The 24,593-nt window shown below is 64.8% G+C and carries 19 protein-coding genes; 11 read left to right on the top strand and 8 right to left on the bottom strand.

Annotated features, from left to right (window positions below):
• Nucleotides 1-24: 24 nt before the first annotated feature.
• The 3 genes from JQ591_RS15745 (at nucleotide 25) to JQ591_RS15735 (ending at nucleotide 6,257) form a co-directional block, all read left to right on the top strand.
• Nucleotides 25-1,719 carry a methyl-accepting chemotaxis protein gene (locus tag JQ591_RS15745; protein ID WP_211396929.1) on the top strand — a complete coding sequence of 565 codons (1,695 nt, stop codon included), beginning with the start codon at nucleotides 25-27 and terminating at the stop codon, nucleotides 1,717-1,719.
• A gap of 169 nt (nucleotides 1,720-1,888) precedes the next feature.
• A complete protein-coding gene (locus tag JQ591_RS15740) occupies nucleotides 1,889-5,068 on the top strand; it encodes an efflux RND transporter permease subunit (RefSeq protein ID WP_211396928.1) in 3,180 nt (1,059 codons plus the stop codon).
• A complete protein-coding gene (locus JQ591_RS15735) occupies nucleotides 5,055-6,257 on the top strand; it encodes an efflux RND transporter periplasmic adaptor subunit (protein ID WP_211396927.1) in 1,203 nt (400 codons plus the stop codon). The genes JQ591_RS15740 and JQ591_RS15735 overlap by 14 nt, the downstream gene beginning before the upstream one ends.
• A gap of 150 nt (nucleotides 6,258-6,407) precedes the next feature.
• Here the strand turns inward: JQ591_RS15735 and JQ591_RS15730 are convergent, their stop codons facing one another.
• Nucleotides 6,408-7,916 carry an acetyl-CoA acetyltransferase gene (locus tag JQ591_RS15730; protein WP_211397251.1) on the bottom strand — a complete coding sequence of 503 codons (1,509 nt, stop codon included), beginning with the start codon at nucleotides 7,914-7,916 and terminating at the stop codon, nucleotides 6,408-6,410.
• A gap of 169 nt (nucleotides 7,917-8,085) precedes the next feature.
• On the bottom strand, nucleotides 8,086-9,219 hold the full coding sequence (locus tag JQ591_RS15725) for a nitronate monooxygenase (protein WP_211396926.1): 1,134 nt from the start codon (nucleotides 9,217-9,219) through the stop codon (nucleotides 8,086-8,088).
• Between the two features lie 405 nt (nucleotides 9,220-9,624).
• Between JQ591_RS15725 and yghU the strand changes: the two genes are divergently transcribed.
• Entirely contained in the window at nucleotides 9,625-10,506 is an 882-nt protein-coding gene (gene yghU, locus JQ591_RS15720; protein ID WP_211396925.1) for a glutathione-dependent disulfide-bond oxidoreductase, read from the top strand.
• A 168-nt stretch (nucleotides 10,507-10,674) separates the two neighbouring features.
• Here yghU and JQ591_RS15715 read toward each other — a convergent pair whose 3' ends face one another.
• From JQ591_RS15715 to JQ591_RS15705, 3 genes are all read right to left on the bottom strand, one after another.
• The gene (locus JQ591_RS15715) at nucleotides 10,675-11,952 is read right to left on the bottom strand and encodes an acyl-CoA dehydrogenase family protein (protein ID WP_027516797.1); all 1,278 of its coding nucleotides are present in this window, start codon (nucleotides 11,950-11,952) and stop codon (nucleotides 10,675-10,677) included.
• A gap of 289 nt (nucleotides 11,953-12,241) precedes the next feature.
• Entirely contained in the window at nucleotides 12,242-12,622 is a 381-nt protein-coding gene (locus JQ591_RS15710; RefSeq protein ID WP_211396924.1) for a VOC family protein, read from the bottom strand.
• A 23-nt stretch (nucleotides 12,623-12,645) separates the two neighbouring features.
• Complete coding sequence (locus JQ591_RS15705) at nucleotides 12,646-13,425, bottom strand: SDR family NAD(P)-dependent oxidoreductase (protein WP_211396923.1); 780 nt, start codon at nucleotides 13,423-13,425, stop codon at nucleotides 12,646-12,648.
• A gap of 179 nt (nucleotides 13,426-13,604) precedes the next feature.
• Here JQ591_RS15705 and JQ591_RS15700 point away from each other — a divergent pair, with 179 nt between their 5' ends.
• The 3 genes from JQ591_RS15700 to JQ591_RS15690 are packed head-to-tail and all read left to right on the top strand — an operon-like array spanning nucleotide 13,605 to nucleotide 15,769.
• Nucleotides 13,605-14,393 carry an enoyl-CoA hydratase/isomerase gene (locus tag JQ591_RS15700; protein ID WP_211396922.1) on the top strand — a complete coding sequence of 263 codons (789 nt, stop codon included), beginning with the start codon at nucleotides 13,605-13,607 and terminating at the stop codon, nucleotides 14,391-14,393.
• A 10-nt stretch (nucleotides 14,394-14,403) separates the two neighbouring features.
• Nucleotides 14,404-15,390, top strand: a complete 987-nt coding sequence (locus JQ591_RS15695) for a phosphotransferase family protein (protein WP_211396921.1) — start codon at nucleotides 14,404-14,406, stop codon at nucleotides 15,388-15,390.
• A gap of 1 nt (nucleotide 15,391) precedes the next feature.
• A complete protein-coding gene (locus tag JQ591_RS15690; protein ID WP_211396920.1) occupies nucleotides 15,392-15,769 on the top strand; it encodes a DUF6285 domain-containing protein in 378 nt (125 codons plus the stop codon).
• Between the two features lie 331 nt (nucleotides 15,770-16,100).
• Here JQ591_RS15690 and JQ591_RS15685 read toward each other — a convergent pair whose 3' ends face one another.
• Nucleotides 16,101-16,880, bottom strand: a complete 780-nt coding sequence (locus JQ591_RS15685) for an enoyl-CoA hydratase-related protein (protein WP_211396919.1) — start codon at nucleotides 16,878-16,880, stop codon at nucleotides 16,101-16,103.
• 209 nt (nucleotides 16,881-17,089) lie between these two features.
• On the opposite strand from JQ591_RS15685, the gene JQ591_RS15680 reads away from it, so the two are divergent.
• The gene (locus JQ591_RS15680; RefSeq protein ID WP_211396918.1) at nucleotides 17,090-18,364 is read left to right on the top strand and encodes an acyl-CoA dehydrogenase family protein; all 1,275 of its coding nucleotides are present in this window, start codon (nucleotides 17,090-17,092) and stop codon (nucleotides 18,362-18,364) included.
• Nucleotides 18,365-18,530: 166 nt separating this feature from the next.
• Here the strand turns inward: JQ591_RS15680 and JQ591_RS15675 are convergent, their stop codons facing one another.
• Nucleotides 18,531-20,111 carry a fatty acid--CoA ligase gene (locus tag JQ591_RS15675; RefSeq protein WP_211396917.1) on the bottom strand — a complete coding sequence of 527 codons (1,581 nt, stop codon included), beginning with the start codon at nucleotides 20,109-20,111 and terminating at the stop codon, nucleotides 18,531-18,533.
• A 228-nt stretch (nucleotides 20,112-20,339) separates the two neighbouring features.
• Nucleotides 20,340-21,212 carry an SDR family oxidoreductase gene (locus JQ591_RS15670; protein WP_211396916.1) on the bottom strand — a complete coding sequence of 291 codons (873 nt, stop codon included), beginning with the start codon at nucleotides 21,210-21,212 and terminating at the stop codon, nucleotides 20,340-20,342.
• A gap of 116 nt (nucleotides 21,213-21,328) precedes the next feature.
• Here JQ591_RS15670 and JQ591_RS15665 point away from each other — a divergent pair, with 116 nt between their 5' ends.
• The 3 genes from JQ591_RS15665 to JQ591_RS15655 all read left to right on the top strand — a co-directional run bounded on the left by JQ591_RS15665 (nucleotide 21,329) and on the right by JQ591_RS15655 (nucleotide 24,394).
• Nucleotides 21,329-22,138 carry a crotonase/enoyl-CoA hydratase family protein gene (locus JQ591_RS15665; RefSeq protein WP_211396915.1) on the top strand — a complete coding sequence of 270 codons (810 nt, stop codon included), beginning with the start codon at nucleotides 21,329-21,331 and terminating at the stop codon, nucleotides 22,136-22,138.
• A 142-nt stretch (nucleotides 22,139-22,280) separates the two neighbouring features.
• Nucleotides 22,281-23,825: an acyl-CoA synthetase gene (locus tag JQ591_RS15660; RefSeq protein WP_211396914.1), complete on the top strand. Its 1,545-nt coding sequence runs from the start codon at nucleotides 22,281-22,283 to the stop codon at nucleotides 23,823-23,825.
• Between the two features lie 164 nt (nucleotides 23,826-23,989).
• Nucleotides 23,990-24,394 (top strand): YccF domain-containing protein, encoded by a 405-nt coding sequence (locus JQ591_RS15655; RefSeq protein WP_211396913.1) that lies wholly within the window; start codon nucleotides 23,990-23,992, stop codon nucleotides 24,392-24,394.
• Nucleotides 24,395-24,593: the final 199 nt, after the last annotated feature.

Here is a 24,593-nt window from a genome sequence, read left to right as displayed (position 1 = left end):
TCTAATCCGTCTTTGGGGGCCCCGATGCGCAAGAATTTTCCCGTCACCGAAATCGAATATCCCGTCAGCGACGAAACGCTGATCGTCTCCAGGACCGACCTCAAGGGCAAGCTCACTTACTTCAATGACGACTTCCTTGCCGCCGCGGGCTTCACGTCCGCGGAGCTCATGGGCCAGCCGCACAACATCGTCCGCCATCCCGACATGCCGTCGGAGGCGTTTGACAATCTCTGGGACACGCTCAAGGCGGGCAAGCCGTGGCTCGGCGCGGTGAAGAACCGCCGCAAGAACGGCGACTTCTACTGGGTGCTGGCGACGGCATCGCCCATTCGCGAGAACGGCCAGGTCACGGGCTACACGTCGATCCGCACCAAGCTGCCGGCCGACCAGCGCAAGCTGGCTGAAGAGGTCTACGCCGCGATTCGCGAGAAGAAGCCGCATGGCTATCGCGTCGACGCCGGCATCATCCGCCGCCGGTCGCTGCTCGATCATATTGCGATCTTCACCAGGACGCTGAAGGCGCGCCTGGTTACCACGATGGTGCTCCAGCTGCTGTTCGTGCTTGCGCTTGGCATCGGCGGGGCGCTCTCGACCGGCGGTACGACCAGCCTGAGCTTGGCGCTGCTGGCCGTCGCAGGCGCTGCCGTCCTCGGCTTCGCCGGGCTTACGACCATGCGGGCCATTCAGGGGCCTATGCAGCAGCTCAACGATACCTTGGTCAACCTCGTCCAGGACAAGCTGGACAACCGCATCCTGATCCGGCGCGACGACGAGATCGGCGAGGCGCTGCGCAACCTGCAGACGGTGCAGACAATCGTCCGCTTCAGCCGCGACGAGGTGCAAGCGGTGCAGCGCCGCGCCGAGGGACAGCGCAAGGCCGACATGACAAAGCTTGCCGACGGCTTCGAGGCCGCGGTCGGCGAAATCGTCGAGACCGTGTCGTCGGCGGCGACCGAACTCGAGGCGTCGGCCTCTACTCTGTCCTCGACCGCGGACCGGGCGCAGGAATTGGCCACCGCGGTGGCATCCGGCTCCGAGGAAGCTTCCACCAATGTTGATTCAGTGGCGTCGGCAGCCGAGGAGATGTCGTCCTCGGTACGCGAGATCAGCCGGCAGGTGCAGGACTCCGCCCGGATCGCCGGCGAGGCAGTCAGCCAGGCGCAGACCACCACCGAACGTGTCAGTGAATTGTCGCGTGCGGCGTCGCGGATCGGCGACGTCGTCGAACTCATCAATGCCATTGCGGGCCAGACCAATCTTTTGGCGCTGAATGCTACGATCGAGGCGGCGCGAGCCGGCGAGGCTGGCCGCGGCTTCGCGGTAGTTGCCTCGGAGGTGAAGGCGCTCGCCGAGCAGACGGCGAAGGCGACCGGCGAGATCGGTCAGCAGGTCGGCGGCATCCAGGCCGCGACGCAGGAGTCGGTCAGCGCCATCGGCGCGATCAGCACCACCATCGCGCGCCTGTCGGAAATCTCTTCGGCGATCGCGGCGGCCGTGGAAGAGCAGGGCGCGGCCACCCGCGAGATCGCCCGCAACGTGCAGCAGGCGGCCCAAGGGACCCAGCAGGTCTCGTCCAACGTCAGCGATGTCCAGCGCGGCGCCTCGGAGACCGGTTCGGCGTCCTCGCAAGTGCTGTCGGCAGCGCAGATGCTGTCGCGCGACTCGAACCTGCTCAAGCTCGAAGTCGGCAAGTTCCTGAACTCGGTCCGCGCCGCGTGAGGCAGGCGGCCGCATGGCTGTGGTGCGTGTTCCGCAGTGCGGTAGCAGGGATGTGAATGCCGGAAAGTCGCCGGAGATTGGCGTTTCCGGCGGTGCTCGGGTAAAGGGGGGAAGGGATCCCCGCGGGGGCGGATTCCGTATCCTCGCTTGACCTGGAATTTCCCGGCGAATGATTGCTCTGGTCCGTATTGCCTTGAGCCGGCCCTACACGTTTGTCGTGCTCGCGCTCCTGCTTCTGATTATCGGACCGCTGGCGGCGCTGCGGACGCCGACCGACATCTTCCCGGACATCCGCATCCCCGTGATCGGCGTGGTCTGGCAATACACCGGCCTGCCGCCCGACCAGATGTCGGGCCGCATCACCACGCCGTTCCAGCGAGCGCTGACGACGACGGTCAACGACATCGAGCACATCACCGCCAATTCCTATAACGGCTTTGGCATCATCAAGATATTCTTCCAGCCGAACGTCGACATCCGCACCGCCAACGCGCAGGTCACCGCGATCTCGCAGACGCTGATCAAGCAGATGCCGCCTGGCGCGACGCCGCCCTTGATCCTGAACTACTCCGCCTCGACCGTGCCGATCGTCCAGGTGGCGCTGTCGGGCGACGGGCTGACCGAGCAGAACCTCGCCGATATCGGCATCAACCAGCTCCGTACGCCGCTGGTCACCGTGCCCGGCGCGGCGATCCCGTATCCGTTCGGCGGCAAGCAGCGCCAGGTCCAGATCGACCTCGATCCGACCGCGCTGCAGGCTAGGGGCCTGTCCGGCCAGGACGTCGCCAACGCGCTCGCGGCCCAGAACCTGATCACGCCGGTCGGCACCCAGAAGATCGGGCAGTTCGAATACAACATCCAGCTCAACAACTCGCCGCTGAAGATCGACGAGCTCGGCAATCTGCCGATCAAGACCGTCAACGGCGCGATGGTGTATGTGCGCGACGTCGCGACCGTGCGCGACGGCAACCCGCCGCAGACCAACATCGTCCATGTCGACGGCAACCGGTCGGTGCTGATGATGGTGCTGAAGGCGGGCGCGACCTCGACGCTCGACATCATCGCGGGCATCAAGCAGAAGGTGATCGACGTCAAGGACCAGCTGCCGGACGCGCTCAAGATCGGCTTCATCGGCGATCAGTCGGTGTTCGTCCGCGGCGCCATCGAAGGCGTCGCGTTCGAAGGCGTGATTGCGGCGCTGCTCACCAGCGTCATGATCCTGCTGTTCCTCGGCAGCTGGCGCTCGACCGTCATCATCGCGGTCTCGATCCCGCTCTCCGTGCTCGGCGCCATCATCATGCTGGCGGCGATCGGCGAGACGCTGAACATCATGACGCTCGGCGGCCTGGCGCTCGCGGTCGGCATCCTCGTCGACGACGCCACCGTCACGATCGAGAACATCAACTACCATCTGGAGCAGGGCAAGCCGGTCGAGCAGTCGATCCTCGACGGCGCCAACCAGATCGTGACGCCGGCCTTCGTGTCGCTGCTCTGCATCTGCATCGTATTCGTGCCGATGTTCTTCCTCACCGGCGTGGCGCGCTTCCTGTTCGTGCCGATGGCGGAAGCGGTGATGTTCGCCATGATCTGGTCGTTCCTGCTGTCGCGCACGCTGGTGCCGACCATGGCGAACTATTTGCTGCAGGCACATGTCCATCACGAGGACGGCCCGCCGAAGTCGCGCAATCCCCTGGTGTGGTTCCAGCGCGGTTTCGAGGCTCGCTTCGAGTGCATTCGCGGCGGCTACCACAATTTCCTCGGGCTCGGGCTCGCGCACCGTCCGGTGTTCGTGATCGGCTTCCTCTGCGTGGTCGGCGCGTCCTTCGCGCTGGTGCCGTTCCTCGGACGCAACTTCTTCCCCGCGGTCGATGCCGGCAACATCCTGATGCACGTCCGCACCCAGGTCGGCACCCGCGTGGAGGAGACCGCGAACCAGCTCGCCGACGTGCAGAAGGCGATCCGCAAGCTGATCCCGGGCGAGATCGAAACGCTGACCGACAACATCGGCATGCCGATCTCCGGCATCAACATGACCTACAACAACACCGGCGTGATCGGCCCGCAGGATGGCGACATCCAGATCAAGCTGAAGGAGGGCCACAAGCCGACCGAGGAGCATGTGCGCGTGCTGCGTGAGCAACTGCCGCGGCTGTTCCCCGGCGTCAGCTTCGCCTTCCTGCCCGCCGACATCGTCAGCCAGATCCTGAACTTCGGCGCGCCGGCGCCGATCGACCTGCAGATCCGCGGCGCCAATCTCAGCGCCAACTTCGCGTATGCCAACAATCTGCTGGCCAAGGTCCGCAGGATTCCCGGCGTTGCGGATGCGCGCATCCAGCAGTCGCCGAACAATCCGACCTTCAACATCGATGTCGACCGCACTCGCGCGCAATATGTCGGCCTGACCGAGCGCGACGTCACCAACAGTCTCGTGGTCAACCTTGCCGGCTCCTCGCAGGTGGCGCCGACCTACTACCTCAATCCGGACAACGGCGTGTCCTATTCGATCGTGATGCAGACGCCGCAATACCAGATCGATTCGCTCAGCGCGCTGCAGACGCTGCCGATCACGGCCGCCGGCAATTCGCAGTCGCCGATCCTCGGCGGCATCGCCGACATCAAGCGCTCGACCTCGAGCGCGGTGGTCTCGCAATACGACATCCAGTCGATGGTACAGATCTTCGCCACGACCTCGGGCCGCGATCTCGGTGCGGTCGCGACCGACATCCGCCAGGTGATCGCCGACACTGCCAAGGAGGTGCCGAAAGGGTCTTCCGTGGTGCTGCTCGGCCAGGTGCAGACCATGAACAGCGCCTTCACCGGCTTGTTGTTCGGCCTGCTCGGGGCGGTCGTCCTGATCTATTTCCTGATCGTCGTGAACTTCCAGTCCTGGTCCGATCCCTTCGTGATCATCACGGCGCTGCCCGCCGCGCTCGCCGGCATCGTCTGGATGCTGTTCGCCACCGAGACGACGCTGTCGGTGCCGGCGCTGACCGGCGCCATCATGTGCATGGGTGTTGCCACCGCCAACAGCGTGCTCGTGATCTCGTTCGCCCGCGAGCGCTACGAGGAGCTCGGTGACCCCATCGCCGCGGCGCTGGAGGCCGGCTTCGTCCGGTTCCGCCCGGTGCTGATGACCGCGCTCGCCATGATCATCGGCATGGCGCCGATGGCCCTGGGGCTCGGCGAGGGCGGCGAGCAGAATGCGCCGCTCGGCCGCGCCGTGATCGGCGGCCTGATCTTTGCAACCTTCGCCACGCTGATGTTTGTTCCCGTGGTGTTCAGTATGGTACACAAGAAGCAAGGCGCCAAAGCCGCCGCCTCCCTGGAGACTCCGCATGTCGCCCACTGAACCCCGCTCCCCGGTGTCGCACCGGAAACTGGGAATCTTCGGCGTGGTGGCGCTGATCGCGGCTGGCCTCGTCGTGGGCACCGGCATCCGCGCCCGCGAGGAGCAGGGCTCCAAGCTGAAGGAATGGACCGATGAACAGGCCGTTCCCAGTGTCGCGGTGACGCTGCCCAACGCCAAGGCCCTCAACACCAGCCTCGACCTGCCGGGCCGGTTGGAAGCCTATTCCCGCGCACCGATTTTCGCGCGCGTGTCGGGTTACCTGAAGAGCTGGAGCGTCGACATCGGCGCCCGCGTCAAGGCCGGTCAGGTGATCGCCGAGATCGAGGCGCCCGACCTCGATCAGCAGCTCTTGCAGGCGCGCGCCGACCTGGCCAGCCAGCAGGCGAGCGCCAGGCTGTCGGAGGCAACGCTCAACCGGCGCAAGACGCTGGTGGCCTCCAACTTCGTCTCGGCGCAGGAAATCGACGAGCGCACCGCCGATCTCTCCAACAAGAACGCCGCCGTGCATTCGGGGCAGGCCAATGTCGAGCGGCTCGAGGCGCTCGCCGGCTACAAGAAGATCACCGTTCCATTCGACGGCGTCGTCACCGCGCGCGACACCGACGTCGGTGCGCTGATCAACGCGGGCGGCGGCTCGGGGCCGGCGATGTTCGTGGTCTCCGACATCACCAAGCTGCGCGTCTACGTCAACGTGCCCCAGAACTACGTGCCGGCGATCAAGATCGGCGCCAAGGCCGTCATCGTGCTGCCGGAGTATCCGAACCGGACCTTCCTGGCGACGGTGGAGGCCTCCTCACAGGCGGTTGACGTCGCCTCCGGCACGACGCGCATGCAACTTGGTCTCGACAATTCCTCAGGCGAGCTGATGCCCGGCGGCTACGCCAGCGTGAAGCTCAGCCTGCAGCGCGACACCGCGCCGCTCAGCATTCCCGCCAGCGCGCTGATCTTCAATGGCAGCGGCCTGCGCGTCGCGACCGTCGGTCCGGACGACAAGGTCCTGTTCAAGCCCGTAACCATCGCCCGCGACCTCGGCCGCGAGATCGAGCTCGCCTCGGGAATTGCAGCGGATGACCGCGTCATCACGGCACCACCGGACGGCCTTTCCGACGGCGACCAGGTCCGCGTGACCGGCGCCGGCGCCAAGGGCAAGCCGGCGACGGCGTCGGAGAAGCAGGCGCCGAAGGGGTAGGGTGAGTTTCGTGCCCCGGACGCGGCGCAGCACGAAGTGGTGCGCTGCTGAGCCGGGGCCCATCTTTCCTTCCCGTCGGTGTTGCTTTCTGGGTCCCGGCTCTGCGGAGCGGCACTTCGCGCCGCACCGCGTCCGGGACACGAGAGCTCGCTACGCCACCCGCCACTCCGGCACGCCATCGGCGGCCATCGCGATCTCGCCCAGCGAGCCGACCGGCGTGCGGTTCAAGTCGAGCAGATGTGCCAGCGTCGCCGTATCGCTCGCGGGAACCCGCGCCAGCGTGCGCCTGTCATCTTCCGTCCGCAGCATCACCACGCCGTGCTCGACATCGCCGCCCCGGCCGTAGAGCACCGTAAAGCTCTCGACCTTGCCCTTGCCTGAGACATCCGTGACGAACTCCGGCACCGCGCGCTTGTTGCTGTCTGCCGCCGCCTGCACGCTCGTCTCCTGTGCCAATGCTTCACGCGGCGGCACCTTCGACACGACCAGCGCATGATGCTTGGTGACGAAGCCGCCCTGGCCGTAGAGCAGGCCGAGCTTTGCGCCGTCGCGCACACGCCGCACCATCGCGCAGGCCGCATGCGTCATGTAGGTGTTGAGCGGCGCGCCGAAGAAGGTGAGACCGCCGGTCACGGTCGGCTGCACGTCCGCACCCAGGCCCAGTGTCCGCCGCGCCATCTTGGGCACGCACGGAAAGCAGCTATAGAGCTCGATCGCGTCGAACGTCGTGCCGTCGCCGCCGGCGAGATCCGTCACGGCTTTCAAAACGGCGTTCTGCGGATGGCTCTCGTAAAACTGGTCGCGCACGAGATAGTCGCGCGGCTCCTCGGCCGAGGCGCCGCCGAGCGGGTAGACCAGCCTGTCATCGGCGATGCCGGCCGCACGCGCTTTGGCGAGGCTGGTGAGCAGCAGCGCGCCGCCCATGTTGACGCTCGGATTGGCAACCATGAGCTTGTTGTAGGGCCACGCGATGAGACGGTTGTCCGCGGTCGGCGTCGTGATTTCGTCGGGCGCATAGCGCCGCTTCAGCCAGGCGTTGGGATTTTGCGCGGCGGCCTCGGAATAGCGCGACCATAGTGTACCCGACTCCGCCATCGCCTCGCGCGGCGTCTGGCCCCAATGGGCGGATGATGCCGCTTCATAGAACGGATAGACGGTTACGGGCCGGAACACGCCGAGCTTCACGGCCAACGGTTTCTGGAACGCTGCGCCGCGTTTCGGCTCCTCGACGTCATGGGCGAACGGCGTCCATGGCAGCTTGGCGCCGGCGCGCTCCGCCTTGGTCGCCGTCGACTGCGCCTCCGCGCCGCAAACTGCGGCAACATCGCATTCACCGCGCGCGATGCGCTTTGCTGCCTCGTGGATGTAGCGGATCGGGCTCTCGCCGCCGACCGGGCCGTAATAGCAATGCGAAGGCGTGATGCCGAGCCGTTGCGCCAGCAGCTTCTCCGGATCGCGATATCGCCAGCTCAGGAAGTTGACGACGTCGAGCGATTGCACCTCGCCGAGCAGCTTTGCGGCGGCATCTGCTTCCGCGCGCCGCAGCGCCTGTTCGAGCAGGTCGAGCGGCTCGAGGCCATCGGTGATCTCCTTGGGGCGGTCGACGATCTCGCCGACGCCGACGATGACGGGGATGCGGTCTTCGGGGATGTTGGTCATTTCTTCTTGCTTCACGTTTCAGATCTTGGGCACGCCGTCGTCCTTCGAGGCCTTCGCTACGCTACGGCACCTCAGGATGACGGCTACGGGGGAAGCGTCATCCTGAGGTGCGAGCCGAGCGACGCTTGCGGCGCTTGGCGAGCCTCGAAGGATGGGCCACACACACCATTCATTCCGCCACCAGTGCATTCATATGCTCGACGGCTTCGGCAAACTCTTCCTTGAACTCCTGCACCACCGCGCCGGCCGACTTCACGCTGTCGATCAGCCCGACGCCCTGGCCGACGAAGTAACTCACGAGATCGCGCGCCTTCGCGTTGCCGCCCGCCGCCGCGCGGTCGATCGAATTGAAGGCGTCGCGGCTGATGATGCTTTGCAGCGGCATCGGCAATGCGCCGGGGCTCTCGGGTGCGCGATCCCAGGCGTCGGTCCAGACCGAGCGAAGCTGCCGTGCCGGCTTTCCGGTACGGCCCTTCGAGCGCACCGCATCGCGCGACGATGCCGCGATCATCTTCTCGCGAAAGATCTCCGTGGTCTCGGCCTCGACGGTGGCAAGCCACACCGAGCCGGTCCAGGCGCCCGCGGCACCCATCGCCATGCAGGCTGCCATCTGCCGTCCCGTCATGATGCCGCCGGCGGCCAGCACCGGCACGTCGCGGATCGGCTTGATCGCCTTGATCACTTCCGGCACCAGCACCATGGTCGAGACCTCGCCGCAATGGCCGCCGGCTTCGGTGCCCTGGACCACGAGAATATCGACGCCGGCCGCGACCTGGCGCAGCGCGTGCTCCTTGGCGCCGACCAGCGCCGCGACCGGCACGCCGTGCTTCCTGCCCATCTCGATCATGGCCTTCGGCGGCACGCCCAGGGCATTGGCGATCAGGCGGATCGGGTGGTTGAACGAGACCTCCAGCAGCTCCAACGCGGTCCTGGCATCGAACGGCTGCGGCTGGTTGTCGGCGACCTCGGTGGTCGTGAGTTCGATGTCGTATTTCTTCAGGAGATCGCGCGTGTAGTTGCGGTGCTCCTGTGGCACGCGCGCTTCAAGGCTCTTCCAGGTGACGTCCTTTTCGCCCGCAGTCGAGATGTTTTCGGGGATCAGCACGTCGACGCCGTAAGGTTTGCCGTCGACGTGCTCGTCGATCCATCTCAGCTCGCGTTCGAGGGTATCAGGCGTGTGCACGGTCGCACCTAACACGCCAAATCCGCCGGCACGGCTAACGGCGGCGACGACATCGCGGCAATGGCTGAAGGCGAGCAGCGGGAACTCGATGCCCAGCATTTCGCAGATCGGCGATTTCATCGTTCCCTCCGGCATGCCTTCGCGTCTCGTTGCTTTAGCGGGCGAAGCGGCGGCGACGCTAACTCATCATTACCGGTGATGCCATGCCGGATTCCTCCGCTGTTCTTGCGTGCAGGCGTCGTCAATCGGGATAGCCATTCCGTCGTGCGAATGAGGCGAAGCAAGCTGCGGATCTTCACGCGCCATGTCGGTGGGCATCGGCGCCAAATAGCGGCTTTGCGACGAGGTCGCCGCAAACGGGTATGAGGGTTCGCGGCTCGAACCGGCGCCCTGCCGTGCGGGCGTGATAGGCCGGACGCATGACGCGGACCCGAGGCCCGCGTCGGACGCAGACCCGGCAGGCCTTGTCATCGGCCGTCCGTGGGCTAATTAATGCAGGCGCATCTTTTTCGCCGGAGCCCTCCCATGACCGACACCCCTGCCTACGTGCCGCCGAAAGTCTGGACCTGGAACAAGGAGAACGGCGGGCAGTTCGCCAGCATCAACCGGCCGATCGCCGGTCCGACCCACGACAAGGAGCTGCCGGTCGGCAAGCATCCCTTCCAGCTCTATTCGCTGGCGACGCCGAACGGCGTCAAAGTCACCGTGATGCTGGAGGAGCTTCTGGCGCTCGGCCACAAGGGCGCGGAGTACGACGCCTGGCTGATCAAGATCGGCAATGGCGACCAGTTCGGCAGCGGCTTTGTCGACATCAATCCGAATTCCAAAATCCCGGCGCTGATGGACCGCTCCGGCCCGGAGCCGATCCGGGTGTTCGAGTCCGGCTCGATCCTGCTTTATCTCGCGGAAAAGTTCGGCGCTTTCCTGCCGAAGGACATCAAGAGCCGCACTGAAGCGATGTCGTGGCTGTTCTGGCAGATGGGCAGCGCGCCCTATCTCGGCGGTGGCTTCGGCCATTTCTACGCCTACGCGCCGACTAAGATCGAATATGCCATCGACCGTTTTGCGATGGAGACCAAGCGCCAGCTCGACGTGCTCGACCGCCGGCTCGCCGACAACGAATATCTCGCCGGCAGCGAATACACCATTGCCGACATGGCGGTGTGGCCGTGGTACGGCGCGCTCGCCAAGGGGCTGGTCTACGGCGCGGGCGAATTCCTGTCCGTGCAGGACTACAAGCACGTGCAGCGCTGGACCGACCAGATCGCCAAGCGCCCGGCCGTCAAGCGCGGCCGCATGGTCAACCGCGTCTCCGGCGATCCCGCCAGCCAGCTCCACGAGCGGCATGATGCCGGCGATTTCGAGACCAGGACGCAGGACAAGATCGGCGAGGTCGCCGCGTCGTAGGTGGTGCTTGCTTCACCTCGCCCCGCTTGCGGGGAGAGGTCGGAATTCAAGCTTCGCTTGAATTCCGGGTGAGGGGGGACTCTCCGCGAATCCAATTGTCACCGTCCTTGCTGAGCCTCCCCCTCATCCCAACCTTCTCCCCCCAGGCGGGGAGAAGGGGAAGAAAGATCACGCCATGCTCAGCTCGTGGCGTCCCACCACCATCCAGTGCACCTCGTCCGGACCGTCCGCGAAGCGCAGATGGCGGACGTCCTGGTACATTTCGGCGAGCGGGGTCCAGTGCGAGATGCCGGTGGCGCCGTGCATCTGGATCGACTGGTCGATGATCTTGCAGGCGCGCTCCGGCACCATGGCCTTGACCATGGAGACCCAGACGCGGGCTTCCTTGTTGCCGAGCACGTCCATGGCCTTGGCGGCCTTCAACACCATCAGCCGCATCGCCTCGATCTCGCAGCGCGCCTGCGCGATGATCTGCATGTTGCCGCCGAGATGGGCGATCTTCTTGCCGAAGGCTTCGCGGGTGAGGCCGCGCTGCACCATCAAATCGAGCGCCTTCTCGGCCTTGCCGATGGTGCGCATGCAGTGATGGATGCGGCCCGGGCCGAGCCGAAGCTGCGAGATCTCGAAGCCGCGGCCTTCGCCGAGCAGAATGTTCTCCTTGGGCACGCGGACGTTGTTGAAGCGCATGTGCATGTGGCCGCGCGGGGCGTGGTCCTGGCCGAACACGTACATGGGGCCGAGCACCTCGACGCCGGGCGTGTCGCGCGGCACCAGGATCTGCGACTGCTGCTTGCTCGGCGCCGCATCCGGATTGGTCTTCACCATCACGATGAGGATCTTGCAACGGGGATCGCCGACGCCGGAGATGTAATACTTCTCGCCGTTGATGACCCATTCGTCGCCGACGAGCTTTGCGCTGGTCGAGATGTTCTTGGCGTCGGAGGAGGCGACGTTCGGCTCGGTCATGACATAGGCCGAGCGGATCTCGCCGTTCATCAGCGGCTTCAGCCACTTCTCCTTCTGCTCCTTGGTGCCGACGCGCTCCAGCACCTCCATGTTGCCGGTGTCCGGCGCCGAGCAGTTCATGCTCTCCGAGGCCAGCGGGCTCTTGCCGAGCTCGGATGCGATATAGGCGTAGTCGAGATTCTTCAGGCCCTGGCCGGTCTCGTCGTCGGGCAGGAAGAAGTTCCAGAGGCCTTCCTGCTTGGCCTTGTTCTTGGCCTTCTCCAGCACCTCGAGCTGCTTGGGCGTAAAGCTCCAGCGGTCTTCCTTGCCTTCGCCTGCCTTGGCGAACTCGATCGACATCGGCTCGACGGTGTCGCGAATGAACTTCCTGACGTGATCATAGAGCGGCCGGACCTGGTCCGACATCCGGAGGTCGTTGAGCTCGTCGCCGGGATTGAGGGTGTAGTTGGTGGTGCGGGGAATATAGGTGTGTTTTGTCATTGTTCCTCCCGGGGTCGCTGAGATCGTGCTGGAGGAGAGAATAGTCGCAGCGTCGCCAAAGTGCGAGCGCGCATTTTCCAACGCGAGCCATGCCACGCGATGGAATATCGCGGGCGTTTGAAATGTTGTTTGAATGGTGCGGCGGACGTGATGTGGATGGAGTACGGACCGGTGCCCAGGATCCCGTCATTGCGAGCGCAGCGAAGCAATCCAGAATCTTACCGCGGCGGCAGTCTGGATTGCTTCGTCGCAAGAGCTCCTCACAATGACGAGGAGAGTCCGGCATACCTCAGCTCGCCATCCGATGCATCGCGCAGATCTTGTTGCCGTCGAGGTCACGCAAATACGCAAGATACAGCTTGACGCCCGGACCTTGCCGGACGCCGGGCGGATCTTCGCAAGGGATGCCGCCAGCGGCGACGCCGGCAATATGCCAGGCGTCGACCTGTTCCGGCGAATTGCAGGCAAAGCCGATGGTGCCGCCATTCGCGCACGTCGCTGCCTCGCCGTTGATCGGTTTCGTGACCGAGAACACGCCGGTCTTGGTGATGTAGAAGATGCGGTGGCCGTCAACCCTGGCCGGGCGCACCTCGAGCGTGCCGAGCAGGCTGTCGTAGAACGCCTTGGCTTTGTCGAGGTCGTTGGTGCCGATCATCACGTGTGAAAACATTTGCCCGTCCCCTCATCATGAAATCAAAACGCCGTATAGCCGCCGTCGATCACGAACGTATCCGCCGTGTGATACGACGACGCCTTGCTCATCAGATACACCGCGATGCCGCCGAAATCGCTGGCCTCTCCGAAGCGCCGCACCGGCATGCGCGGCATCACGTTGGCGACGAACTTGTCGTTGGCCATCAGGCCCGAGGTCATGTCGCTCTTGATCCAGCCGGGCAGGATCGCATTCGCGGTGACGCCGTGGCGCGCCAGCTCGACGCCGAGCGCGCGTACCAGTGCGTTGATCGCGGCCTTGGTCGCGGCATAGTGCTCGTTGCGCGCGGTGCCGAAGATCGAGGCGAGGCTCGAGGTCGCAACCAGCCGGCCGAAGGGATCGCCGGCCTCGGCGCGCTCGGTCATGTGTCTTGCGGCAGCCTGGAACGCGTGGAATACGCCGTCGAGATTGGTCGCGAACATCGTGCGCCATTCCTCCTCGGTGCGTTCGATGAAGGAGCGCCGGCCGCCGCCGCCGATGCCGGCATTGGCGAAGCAGCCGTCGACCCGGCCGAAAATGTCGAGCGTGGCCTTCATCGCGGCATTGACCGAGGCCGGGTCGGTGACGTCGCAGACCCGCACGTCGACCTTGCCTGATAGCCCCGCCATGCTCGCGGCAGCAGCCTTGTTCTTGTCAGCATTGCGACCCCAGATCGAGACGCTGCAGCCCTGGCCCGCCAGTGCCTGCGCGATGCCAAGCCCGATGCCGCCATTGCCGCCGGTGATCACGGCGACGCGGCCGGTGAGGTCGAAAAGGTTCATGGCGCGTTTCCTGTTTTTGGCAAGACTTCCTGGCCTGACGCGCATCAGCCGCTGCGCGCAAGATTGCTTGCTATGCTCCGATCACCATGGACAAGACCGCGCCAAAAATCAAATATGCGTCCCGGCAAAAGCAATTCCGGTCTGCGAAACTGGCACAGGCCGCAACTCACGAGGAAACCATGCAGTTCAAACACGTCACGCTCGATCTCGATGGTTCGGTCGCGATCCTCAAGCTCGACCATCAGGAGGTGATGAACGCGGTCTCCATCGACATGCTGGGCGGTCTCGCGGAAGCGCTCGACGCGATCGAGGAGAAGAAGGACGAGGTGCGCTGCGTCGTGCTGACGGGTGCGGGGCGGGCGTTCTGCACCGGCGCGAATCTCCAGGGCCGCAACAACCAGTCGAAGAAGACCAAGGCCGGCCTGACGCTCGAGACCGGCTTCCATCCCTTCCTGCGCCGCATCCGCAATCTGCATTGCCCGATCGTGACCGCGGTCAACGGCCCGGCGGCCGGCGCCGGCATGAGCTTCGCGCTGCTCGGCGACATGATCCTGTGCGCGCGCTCCTCCTATTTCCTGCAAGCCTTCCGCCGTATCGGTCTCGTGCCGGATTGCGGCTCGACCTGGCTGCTGCCGCGGCTGATCGGCAAGGCGCGCTCGATCGAATTGTCGCTGATGGGCGAGCGGCTCCCGTCCGAGAAGGCGCTTGAATGGGGCCTCGTCAACCGCGTCTACGATGACGGCGTGCTGATGGAGGAGGCGATGAAGCTGGCGCGCGAGCTCGCCAGCGGCCCGACGGTCGCGCTGGCGCTGATCCGCAAGCTCTACTGGGACAGCCCGGAAAATTCCTTCGAGGATCAGCTCAATCTCGAATTCCAGTGCCAGCTCCGTGCCGGCGACACGCAGGACTTTCGTGAGGGCGTCGGTGCGTTCCTGGAGAAGCGCCCGGCCAAATTCAACGGCAAATGATCAAAGGCAAATGATCGAGGCCGAACTCTCCCGCAGCGTTCAGCGCTGGTGCCCGGGCGCGACCGGTGTCGCTGGCGTGGCAAGGCTGTCCGGCGGCGCCAGTCAGGAAACCTGGCGCTTCGACATCGCGCATCCCGATGGTGTGATCGGCGCGATCCTGCGCCGCGCACCGAAAGGGTATGGTGCTGCGCCGACGCGTGCAGCGGGCCTCGCTGCCGAAGCGCAGCTGATGCAGCTCGCATTCGAGGCCGGCGTGCCGTCGCCGCGCGTCATGCATGTGCTGGTGCCCGACGACGATCTCGGTACCGGCTTCGTCATGCAGCGGGTCGAGGGCGAGACCATCGCGCGCAAGATTCTTCGCGATGATGAATTCGCCGCGGCGCGGCCGCATCTCGCGCGGCAAATCGGCGCGGTGCTTGCTGGCCTGCACAGGCTGCCGCAGGACAGGCTGCCCGAGCTGCGCCACATGACGGCAGCGAAGGAGATCAGCGATTTCGAGCGCGACTATCGCAGCCTGGACTGGCCAAAGCCGGTGTTCGAGCTGGCGCTGCGCTGGCTGCGCGACCACGACCCGGGCCCCTCCGCGGAAGAAACGCTGGTGCACGGCGATTTCCGCAACGGCAATCTCATCATCGGTGCCGACGGCGTGCGCGCGGTGCTCGACTGGGAGCTCGCCCATCTCGGCGACCCCATGGAGGATCTCGGCTGGGTCTGCGTCAACTCCTGGCGTTTTGGCGAGATCGACAAGCCCGCCGGCGGGTTTGGCTCGCGCGAGGAGCTGTTCGCCGGCTATGAGTCCGCCGGACGGAAATGCGATCCATCGCGTGTCAAATTCTGGGAAGTGATGGGCACGCTGCGCTGGGGCATCATGTGCGGCGGCATGATGCAGCGATTTCGCGAAGGTCCGGACCATTCGATGGAACGCGCCATGATCGGCCGCCGCGCCTCCGAGACCGAGATCGATCTGTTGCGGCTGCTGGCGCCGCGGGGGAGTTGACATGCAGGATGAACCGACCCCGATCGAGCTGACCAAATCGGTCGCCGATTTCCTCCGCCACGACATCGCGCCGCTGATCTCCGGCCACCAGGCCTTCAAGCTGCGCGTCGCCGTCAACATCCTCGATCTCGTGACACGGCAGTTGACGCGGGAAGAGGGGAGTGATGCTGCGGAGGTGGAGCGGTTGCGCGCGCTGCTGGGCATGGATGGGTCGGTGACGGAGCTTAACCGCGCGCTCGCCGAGCGCATCGCCAAGGGCGAGGTCGACCTGGCAACGCCGGGCCTCGCCGAGCATCTGTGGGCGGCCACGATGGACAAGCTCGCGGTCGATCAGCCGAACTACGCCTCGTACAAGCGGGAGCTCGGACGAAATCCGTAGGATGGGTAGAGCGCAGCGAAACCCATCATCTCAAGCCTTGCGCGGGCCATCGATGGGTTTCGCTGCGCTCTACCCATCCTACGCACTGTCGCGAAACGGTAGGCGGCACTCCATCCTCCGTCATTGCGAGGAGCCCTTGCGACGAAGCAATCCAGACTGCCTCCGCGGAGCCAGCCTGGATGGCTTCGTTGCGCTCGCAATGACGGTGTTGATGCAGGCGCGCCACTCTCTCCGCATCGTCATGCCCGGGCTCGTCCCGGGCATCCACGTTCTTCGCGCCGTGCGGTGAGGCGTGGATGGCCGGGACAAGCCCGGCCAAGACGGAAACAGTCTACTTCCCCACCCATTTCGGCGGCCGCTTCTCCGAGAACGCCTTCGGGCCCTCGATGTAGTCCTGCGAGGCTGCCATCGCTTTCACCGCCGGATACTCCCGCTGTTCCTCGATCGCCTGCTCCAGCGAAACGCCGAGGCCCTTCTGGATCGCCTGCTTCGAGGCCCGAATCGACATCGGCGAGTTCTTGGTGATCATCTCGGCCCAGCGCAGCGCGCCGGATAGCGCCTCGCCCTGCGGCACCACCTCGTTGACGAAGCCGAGCTCATAGCCCTCCTTGGCGCTGACATGGCGCGCGGTGAGGATCATGCCCATGGCGCGCTTCAGCCCGATCTGGCGTGGCAGCCGGTGCAGGCCGCCCGCGAGTGCGGCCAGCCCAACGCGCGGCTCGGGCAGGGCGAAGGTCGCGTTCTCCGAGGCAATGATGAGGTCGCAGGCCAGCGCGATCTCGAAACCGCCGCCCATGGCGACGCCATTGACGGCGGCGATGATCGGCTTGTCGCAGTCGAAGCGCGCGGTGAGGCCGGCAAAGCCGCCCTTGTCCCAGCCGCGCTTGCCGCCGGCCGCCTGCCACTTCAGATCGTTGCCGGCGCAGAACGCCTTGTCGCCGGCGCCGGTGACGATCGCGATCCACTGCTCGGGATCGGCGGAGAAATCGTCGAACACCTTCTGGAGCTCAAAATGCGCGTCGGTGTGCAGCGCGTTGTAGACCTCGGGCCGCGACAGCGTGACGATCGTGATCGGCCCCTTGCGTTCCACCTTTGAGAACTTCAGCTCCATGGTCGCTCCGCATTTTCTCGTGAAGGAAATATTGCGGCTATACTAGCGCGCGTCGGCGCCGCAACACCATCGAATTGCGCGGGCGCGCCTTGCGCCTCTCACACGTCTCGCATTGCTTGACTTGCGCGCGCTCTTCTCACCTTAATCGTGAGAAGCAAAAGCGCGCGTAGCGCCTTAACGCAAAACGAAAAATCATTCGGGAGAGAACCGTGGATTTCTCACTGCCTGCCGATCTCGTCGCCTATCTCGCAGAGCTCGACCGTTTCATCGAACGCGAGATCAAGCCGCTGGAGGAGGCCGACGACAACATCCGCTTCTTCGACCACCGCCGCGAATGGGCGCGCACCGATTTCGAGAATGGCGGCCTGCCGCGCCACGAATGGGAAGCGCTGCTGCGCAAGGCCAAGGATCTCGCGGACGCCGCCGGCCATCTGCGCTTTGCGGTGGCGAAGCAATATGGCGGCAAGGATGGCTCCAACCTCTGGATGGCCGTGATCCGCGAGCATTTTGCAGCGAAGGGCCTCGGCCTGCACAATGATCTCCAGAACGAGCACTCCATCGTCGGCAATTTTCCCGTCGCGACCATGCTGGATCGTTACGGCCGCGACGACCAGAAGGCGATGATCGACGGCTCGATCAAGGGCAAGTACCGCATCACGTTTGGATTGACCGAGCCCAATCACGGCTCGGATGCGACCCACATGGAAACGCGCGCGGTGCCCGCGACCCGCGACAACGTCAAGGGCTGGATCATCAACGGCGAGAAGATGTGGACGACCGGCATGCACGTCGCCACCCACTGCGCGCTGTTCGCGCGGACGTCGGGCAATGACGGCGATGCGCGCGGCATCACCTGCTTCCTGGTGCCGGCCAAGAGCCATGGCGTGAAGATCGAGGAGTACATGTGGACCTTCAACATGCCGACCGATCACCCGCGCGTCAGCTTTACCGATGTGTTCGTGCCTGAGGACGCGCTGTTCGGCGAGGTCGGCCGCGGCCTGTCTTTGGCGCAATGTTTCGTCCATCAGAACCGCATCCGGCAGGCGGCGAGTTCATTGGGGGCAGCGGTCTACTGCATCAACGAGAGCGTGAAGTATGCGCGCGAGCGAAAGCCGTTCGGCAAGGCGCTGGCCGAGAACCAGGCGATCCAGTTCCCGCTGGTCGAGCTGGCGACGCAGGCCGAGATGCTGCGCCTGTTGATCCGCAAGACCGCCTGGGAGATGGACAAGCTCACCGAGGAGCAGATCGAGCGCACGCTCTCCGACCGCGTCTCGATGTGCAACTACTGGGCAAACCGCCTCTGCTGCGAATCCGCCGACCGCGCCATGCAGGTCCACGGCGGCATGGGCTACTCACGCCACAAGCCGTTCGAGCACATCTACCGCCATCACCGCCGCTACCGGATCACGGAGGGCAGCGAGGAGATCCAGATCCGGAAGGTGGCGGGGTTTTTGTTCGGGTATATGGGGCCGGGGAAGCACTGAGGCGACTTTGCGGGCTATCTCTCCACGTCGTCCCGGCGAAGGCCGGGACCCATAACCACGAAACGCAATTTGGCGAAGACCAGCCATTGCCAATCTTCGCCAAACGACACCTGGTGGCTATGGGTCCCGGCCTTCGCCGGGACGACGATGTGGGGCGGTCGGAGGCCTAATTCACCCGCCGATCCTTCCCCGCCCAATACGGCTCGCGCAGCTGCCGCCGTAAAATCTTCCCGCTCGGATTCCGCGGCAGCGCAGGCAGGAACTCCACGCTCTTCGGCGTCTTGAATCCGGCGATGCGCTCGCGGGTGAAGTTGATGATGTCGGTGGCGGTCGCCTGCTTGCCCGGCTTCATCACCACGACGGCCTTCACCGCCTCGCCCCATTTGTCGTCGGGGATGCCGATCACGGCGGCTTCCGCGACGTCGGGATGATCGCACAGCGCGCTCTCGACCTCGGCCGGGTAGATGTTTTCGCCGCCGGAGATGATCATGTCCTTGATGCGGTCGTGGATGTAGAGATAGCCGTCTTCGTCCATGTAGCCGGCGTCGCCGGTCCGCAGCCAACCGTCGGCGCGCAGCGTCGCGGCGGTCGCTTCCGGCAGGTTCCAGTAGCCGGCCATGTTGGAGCCCGAGCGTGTTGCGATCTCGCCGACCTCGCGCGGCGGCAGCGGCTTGCCGTCGACATCAAGGATCGCGATCTCGATGCCCGGCAGCGCCTTGCCGGCCGAGCGCATCCGCTCCAGCCCCTCGACGTGATCTTCCGGCGGCAGCGCGACGATGGTGCCGGTCGTCTCGGTCATGCCGTACATCTGCACGAAGCCGCATTTGAAGATGTCGATGCATTCCTTCAGCAGCGCCGCCGGTATCGGCGAGGCGCCGTACAGCATGTATTTCAATCGCGAGAAGTCCACCGTCCTGGCGCGCGGCTGCCGCACCACGAACTGCATCGCCGCCGGCACCATGAAGAGCTTTGTGATGCCGGACTGTTCGAAGAAATCCAGCACTTTTGTCGGATCGAACTCGCGCGCGATCACGCCGCGGGCGCCGTGATAGAGCCCCATGACGCCCCAGCCGGAGCCGCCGATGTGGAAGATCGGCATGGCCACCAGCGACACGTCGTCGGTCGACCACCGGTTCCATTCGGGCTTGTCCTCGGCATTGCCGGTCTGCACGAGGTTGAGGAAGTTCGCATGCGACAGCATCGCGCCCTTCGGCTTGCCTGTCGTGCCCGACGTATAGAGCTGGATCGCGATGTCCCGGGTCGCGATCGGCATCTTGGGATCGGCGCCACTCTGTGCATCGCGCCAGGCTGTAAAATCCAGCCATTCCGGTGCGCCGCCTTCGGTGGTGATGACGCTGCGCACGCCCGGCAACTGGTCCCTGATCTGGCGGACCTGGGTGATGAACTCAGGTCCCACGAACAGCACCGGCGCTTTGCAGTCGCTCACGATGAAGGCGACCTCGGGTCCCGCGAGCCGCCAGTTCACCGGCGCCATCACCACGCCCGCCTTCATGGCGCCGAACAGCAGTTCGAAATAGATATCGCTGTTCTTGCCGAGGTAGGCGATGCGCTCGCCCCTGTTCACCCCCATCGCGATCAACGCGCTGGCGACCTGGTTCGTCTTGACGTCGAACTCGGCAAAGCTGGTGACGCGGCCCTCGAACCCATAAGCGACGGCGTTGCCGCGGCTCGCCGCGCGCTCGCGCACCATGTCGGCAAGATTCGCCAATGGCTGTGTGGTGGACATGTCTCTCCCGTGGCGTCTTGTTTTTATGCCGCGGAGTGTGGCGTCATCCGCGGGTGAAGACAAGATGGGGGAGGGGGAAGTGAGGCGTCGTTATCTCAACAACGTCGTCCCGGCGAAGGCCGGGACCCATAGCCACCGAATGTAGTTTGGCGGAGACTAGCAATGACCTGTCTTCGCAAAGTTGCGTTTTGTGGTTATGGGTCCCGGCCTTCGCCGGGACGACAATAACTACCCCCGCTTCGCCCGGTCCTTCTCGTTCTGCGCCTTGATCGAGTCCCGCGCATTGGTCCAGTCGTCGTCGCTCCAGTCGCGGAGCTGGTAGAAATTGCCGCCCATGGCGAGCGCCTGCGCGCCGTCCATGGCGATGGTCTCACCGGAGATCCAGTCGCAACCACCGGAGATCAGGAACACCGCGACATTCTGTAACTCCTCCATGGTGCCGACACGGCCCATCGGGTTCATCGCCTTGGTGCGCGCGCCGGCCTCGTCGCCGGGCTTGATGCGCTTGCTCATGCCCTCGGTCGGGATCTCGCCCGGCGCGATGGTGTTGAGGCGGATGCCGTAGCGGCCCCATTCGGTCGCGAGCGACATCGTCATGGCATGGATCGCCGACTTGCTCATCGCCGACGGCACCACGTAAGGCGAGCCGTTGCGCACCCAGGTCGTGGTGATCGAGACGACGTTGCCCGGCTGCTTCAAGGCGATCCAGCGCTTGCCGACCGCATGCGTCACGTAGAACGTGCCGTGCATGACGATGTTGGCGACGGCGTCGAAGCCGCGCGGCGACAGCTCTTCGGTGCGCGAGATGAAATTGCCGGCGGCGTTGTTGATGAGGTCGGTGAGGGGGCCGTCGCGAAAGATGTTCTCGACCATCTCTTCGACCGCGAGCGCGTTGCGGATGTCGACGCCGTGGCTGGTGACGCGGCCGCCATACTGATCCATCAGCTCGGTCGCGGTCTCGTCGCAGACGATCTTGCGCCGGCCGCAGATGTGTACTTCGGCGCCGAGCTGGAGGAAGCGCGCCGCCATCGACTTGCCGAGCCCGGTCCCGCCGCCGGTGACAAGGATGTTCCTGCCGGCCAGAAGATTTTCCTTGAACATGGCTGTTTCTCCCGTACGGATTGTCAGTTAATTGGTCGATTGACTAAATCCGGCCGCCGTCGTCCTGTAAAGCGGCACCGAACAAGAACAGCCAGGAACCAGGGGAGAATTCATCCATGGAAGAGCGGGTCTCGATCTCGATCTCGGAAGGCGTCGCCGACGTGCGGCTTGTGCGCGCGGACAAGATGAATGCGCTGGATCAGGCCATGTTCGAGGCCCTTGTGGCCGCAACCGACCGGCTTTCAAAGGACAAGAGCGTGCGTGTTGTCGTGCTGTCGGGCGAGGGCCGCGCCTTCTGCGCAGGTCTCGACATGGGGCGTTTTGCTGCCATGAAGGAAAAGGGCGGCAACGGAATTCCGGGTGGCGAAAATCGCGATCTCACCAAGCGCACGTATGGCCAGGCGAATTTTGCGCAACAGGCGGTGTGGGGCTGGCGCCAGCTTCCGGTCCCCGTGATCGCCGCGATCCACGGCGTTGCCTTCGGCGGCGGCTTCCAGCTCGCGCTCGGCGCCGACATGCGCTTTCTCACGCCCGATGCGCGGATGTCGGTGATGGAGATCAAATGGGGTCTGGTGCCCGACATGGCCGGCACGCCGATCCTGGCCTCGCTCGTGCGCGACGACATTTTGCGCGATCTGACCTACACCGGCCGCATCTTCTCCGCGCAGGAGGCGATGGCTTACGGTCTCGCCACGCGCATCTGCGACGACCCGCGCGCTGCCGCGCTCGAAGTCGCGCGCGAGATCGCCGGCAAGAGCCCCGATGCGATCCGCGCCGCAAAACGTCTGCTCAACAATCTCTCGGTCGATCCGGGTCCCGCGCTGCTCGCCGAGTCCGTCGAGCAGCAGAAGCTGATCGGCAGCGCGAACCAGACCGAGGCAGTGCGTGCCAATCTGGAGAAGCGCGCGCCGAAATTTGCGGATTAGTCTCAGTCTCGTCATGGCCGGGCTTGTCCCGGCCATCCACGTTCTTGGCCCAAGGCGACGAAGCAAGAACGTGGATCACCGGGACAAGCCCGGTGATGACGACTAAACGGCACCGTCGCTAAAGAACAAAGAAAAACAACAAATGAGCGAAACGTCCCAATTCCTCGGCATTGTCTCCGGCGAGCACCGCCGCTCCCATGCCGAGGTCGCGAACCGCGCCGACCGCATCGCCGCCGGTCTTAGCAAGATCGGCGTCAGGCAGGGCGATTGCGTCTGCATGCTGATGCGCAACGATATCGCCTTCATCGAGGCCGCCTATGCCGCGATGCGGCTGGGCGCCTATGGCGTGCCGATCAACTGGCACTTCAAGCCGGAGGAGATCGACTACATCCTTGAGGATACCGGCACCTCCGTGCTGATCGGGCATGCCGACATGCTGCATGCCTTGCGCGATGCCATTCCGAAGGGCGTCACCGTGCTCAGCGTGCCGACGCCGCCGGAGATCCTGTCCAGCTACAGAATCGATCCCGATCATCTGAAGACGCCGGACTTCGCGATCGATTTCGAATCCTGGCTCGCGCAGCACCAGCCCTATGACGGCCCGATCGTGCCGCAGCCCATGAACATGATCTACACTTCGGGCACGACCGGCCATCCCAAGGGCGTACGGCGCAATGCGCCGACGCCGGAACAGGCGGCCGCCGGCGAACGCATGCGCGCGATGATCTACGGGCTGAAGCCCGGTGCGCGCACGATCCTGCCGGGCCCGCTCTATCATTCCGCGCCGAACTCGTTCGGCATCCGCGCGGGAAAACTCGGCGGTGCGCTGGTGCTGATGCCGCGCTTCGAGGCGGAGGAGTTTCTGGAACTGATCGAGCGCTACAAAATCGACACCATCTTCATGGTGCCGACCATGTTCATCCGCCTGATGAAGTTGCCGGAGGCGGTGCGTCAGAAATACGACGTCTCCTCGCTGCGCCACATCATCCATGCCGCCGCGCCCTGTCCGGCGGACGTCAAGCGCGCCATGATCGAGTGGTGGGGGCCGGTGATCTACGAATTCTACGGCTCGACCGAATCCAGCGCCGTCACCTTCGCGACCTCCGAGGATGCGCTGAGAAAGCCCGGTACTGTCGGCAGGATTTCGCCCGGCGCCGAGCTGCGCTTCATCGGTGAGGACGGAAGCGTGCTGGGCGTGGGTGAGATCGGCGAGATCTACTCGCGCATGGCCGGGATGGCCGATTTCACCTACCACAACAAGCCGGAGAAGCGCGCCGAGATCGATCGCGACGGCTTCATCACCTCCGGCGACGTCGGCTATATCGACGAAGAGGGCTACGTCTTCATCTGCGACCGCAAGCGCGACATGGTGATCTCGGGCGGCGTCAACATCTACCCGGCCGAGATCGAATCCGTGCTGCACGCCGTGCCCGGCGTGCACGATTGCGCGGTGTTCGGCATTCCCGACGCCGAGTTCGGAGAAGCGCTGATGGCGGTGGTCGAGCCGCAGGCGGGCATCGCGCTCGACGCCGGCGATATTCGTGCGCGGCTGAAGGCGTCACTCGCCGACTACAAGATACCGAAGCACATCGAGATCCGCACCGGGCTGCCGCGCGAAGATTCCGGCAAGATATTCAAGCGCCGCCTGCGCGATCCCTATTGGGAGCAGGCGGGGCGTAAGATCTGACAGCCTTGTAGCCCGGATGGAGCGAAGCGCAATCCGGGACGGTGCTCGTGATTGAGACCCCGGATTTCGCTTCGCTCCATCCGGGCTACGGGAACGAGAACCGGCGAAGACCCGAGCGGCGCAGCGTGCTATACAAATGGGATCATCGAACTTCGGATCATCCCATGGCTCCTGTTTCCATCCTGCTCAACCTGCTCTGGATCCTCATCGGCGGCGCCTGGATGGCGTTCGGCTGGCTGGTGGCCGCGATCATCATGGCCGTCACCATCATCGGCCTGCCCTGGGCGCGGGCGGCGTTCAACATCGCCGTCTACACGCTGATGCCGTTCGGCTCGCGGGCGGTCAATCGCTATGAGGTCACCGGTGTCGAGGATATCGGCACCGGCCCGCTCGGGATGATCGGCAACATCATCTGGTTCGTGCTCGCCGGCTGGTGGCTGGCGATCGGTCATCTCCTCACCGCCCTGGCCCTCGCGATCACCATCATCGGCATCCCCTTCGCTTGGGCCCATCTGAAGCTCGCCGGCATCGCGCTCTGGCCGATCGGCAAGGTGATCGTGCCGGCCTAGGAGACTCGCAAACGTCCCGCGGCACATCCTTCGAAACGCCCGCCGTTGGCGGGCCCTCAGGATGAGGGCGGAACACGTGGTTGCACCTTTAACGAATCCCGACGCAGCTCAGCCTCATCCTGAGAGCCTGACCGAAAAAAGGTGAGCGGCATTGGCGGGCCTGTGATTCCTTCGGATTTGCAAAGATTCGAGGGAGGAC

The sequence above is a fragment of the Bradyrhizobium canariense genome (assembly GCF_018130465.1).
Lineage (GTDB): Bacteria > Pseudomonadota > Alphaproteobacteria > Rhizobiales > Xanthobacteraceae > Bradyrhizobium > Bradyrhizobium canariense_C.
The sequence above is the reverse complement of the archived record's forward strand: the minus strand, read 5'-3'. Positions and strand labels throughout refer to the sequence as shown.

Bases quoted from the DNA above. Each gene is read 5' to 3' on its own strand.
- JQ591_RS15745 (WP_211396929.1), top strand. From the start codon at position 25: ATGCGCAAGAATTTTCCCGTCACCGAAATCGAATATCCCGTCAGCGAC.
- JQ591_RS15740 (WP_211396928.1), top strand. From the start codon at position 1,889: ATGATTGCTCTGGTCCGTATTGCCTTGAGCCGGCCCTACACGTTTGTC.
- JQ591_RS15735 (WP_211396927.1), top strand. From the start codon at position 5,055: ATGTCGCCCACTGAACCCCGCTCCCCGGTGTCGCACCGGAAACTGGGA.
- JQ591_RS15730 (WP_211397251.1), bottom strand. From the start codon at position 7,916: ATGACCAACATCCCCGAAGACCGCATCCCCGTCATCGTCGGCGTCGGC.
- JQ591_RS15725 (WP_211396926.1), bottom strand. From the start codon at position 9,219: ATGAAATCGCCGATCTGCGAAATGCTGGGCATCGAGTTCCCGCTGCTC.
- yghU (WP_211396925.1), top strand. From the start codon at position 9,625: ATGACCGACACCCCTGCCTACGTGCCGCCGAAAGTCTGGACCTGGAAC.
- JQ591_RS15715 (WP_027516797.1), bottom strand. From the start codon at position 11,952: ATGACAAAACACACCTATATTCCCCGCACCACCAACTACACCCTCAAT.
- JQ591_RS15710 (WP_211396924.1), bottom strand. From the start codon at position 12,622: ATGTTTTCACACGTGATGATCGGCACCAACGACCTCGACAAAGCCAAG.
- JQ591_RS15705 (WP_211396923.1), bottom strand. From the start codon at position 13,425: ATGAACCTTTTCGACCTCACCGGCCGCGTCGCCGTGATCACCGGCGGC.
- JQ591_RS15700 (WP_211396922.1), top strand. From the start codon at position 13,605: ATGCAGTTCAAACACGTCACGCTCGATCTCGATGGTTCGGTCGCGATC.
- JQ591_RS15695 (WP_211396921.1), top strand. From the start codon at position 14,404: ATGATCGAGGCCGAACTCTCCCGCAGCGTTCAGCGCTGGTGCCCGGGC.
- JQ591_RS15690 (WP_211396920.1), top strand. From the start codon at position 15,392: ATGCAGGATGAACCGACCCCGATCGAGCTGACCAAATCGGTCGCCGAT.
- JQ591_RS15685 (WP_211396919.1), bottom strand. From the start codon at position 16,880: ATGGAGCTGAAGTTCTCAAAGGTGGAACGCAAGGGGCCGATCACGATC.
- JQ591_RS15675 (WP_211396917.1), bottom strand. From the start codon at position 20,111: ATGTCCACCACACAGCCATTGGCGAATCTTGCCGACATGGTGCGCGAG.
- JQ591_RS15670 (WP_211396916.1), bottom strand. From the start codon at position 21,212: ATGTTCAAGGAAAATCTTCTGGCCGGCAGGAACATCCTTGTCACCGGC.
- JQ591_RS15665 (WP_211396915.1), top strand. From the start codon at position 21,329: ATGGAAGAGCGGGTCTCGATCTCGATCTCGGAAGGCGTCGCCGACGTG.
- JQ591_RS15660 (WP_211396914.1), top strand. From the start codon at position 22,281: ATGAGCGAAACGTCCCAATTCCTCGGCATTGTCTCCGGCGAGCACCGC.
- JQ591_RS15655 (WP_211396913.1), top strand. From the start codon at position 23,990: ATGGCTCCTGTTTCCATCCTGCTCAACCTGCTCTGGATCCTCATCGGC.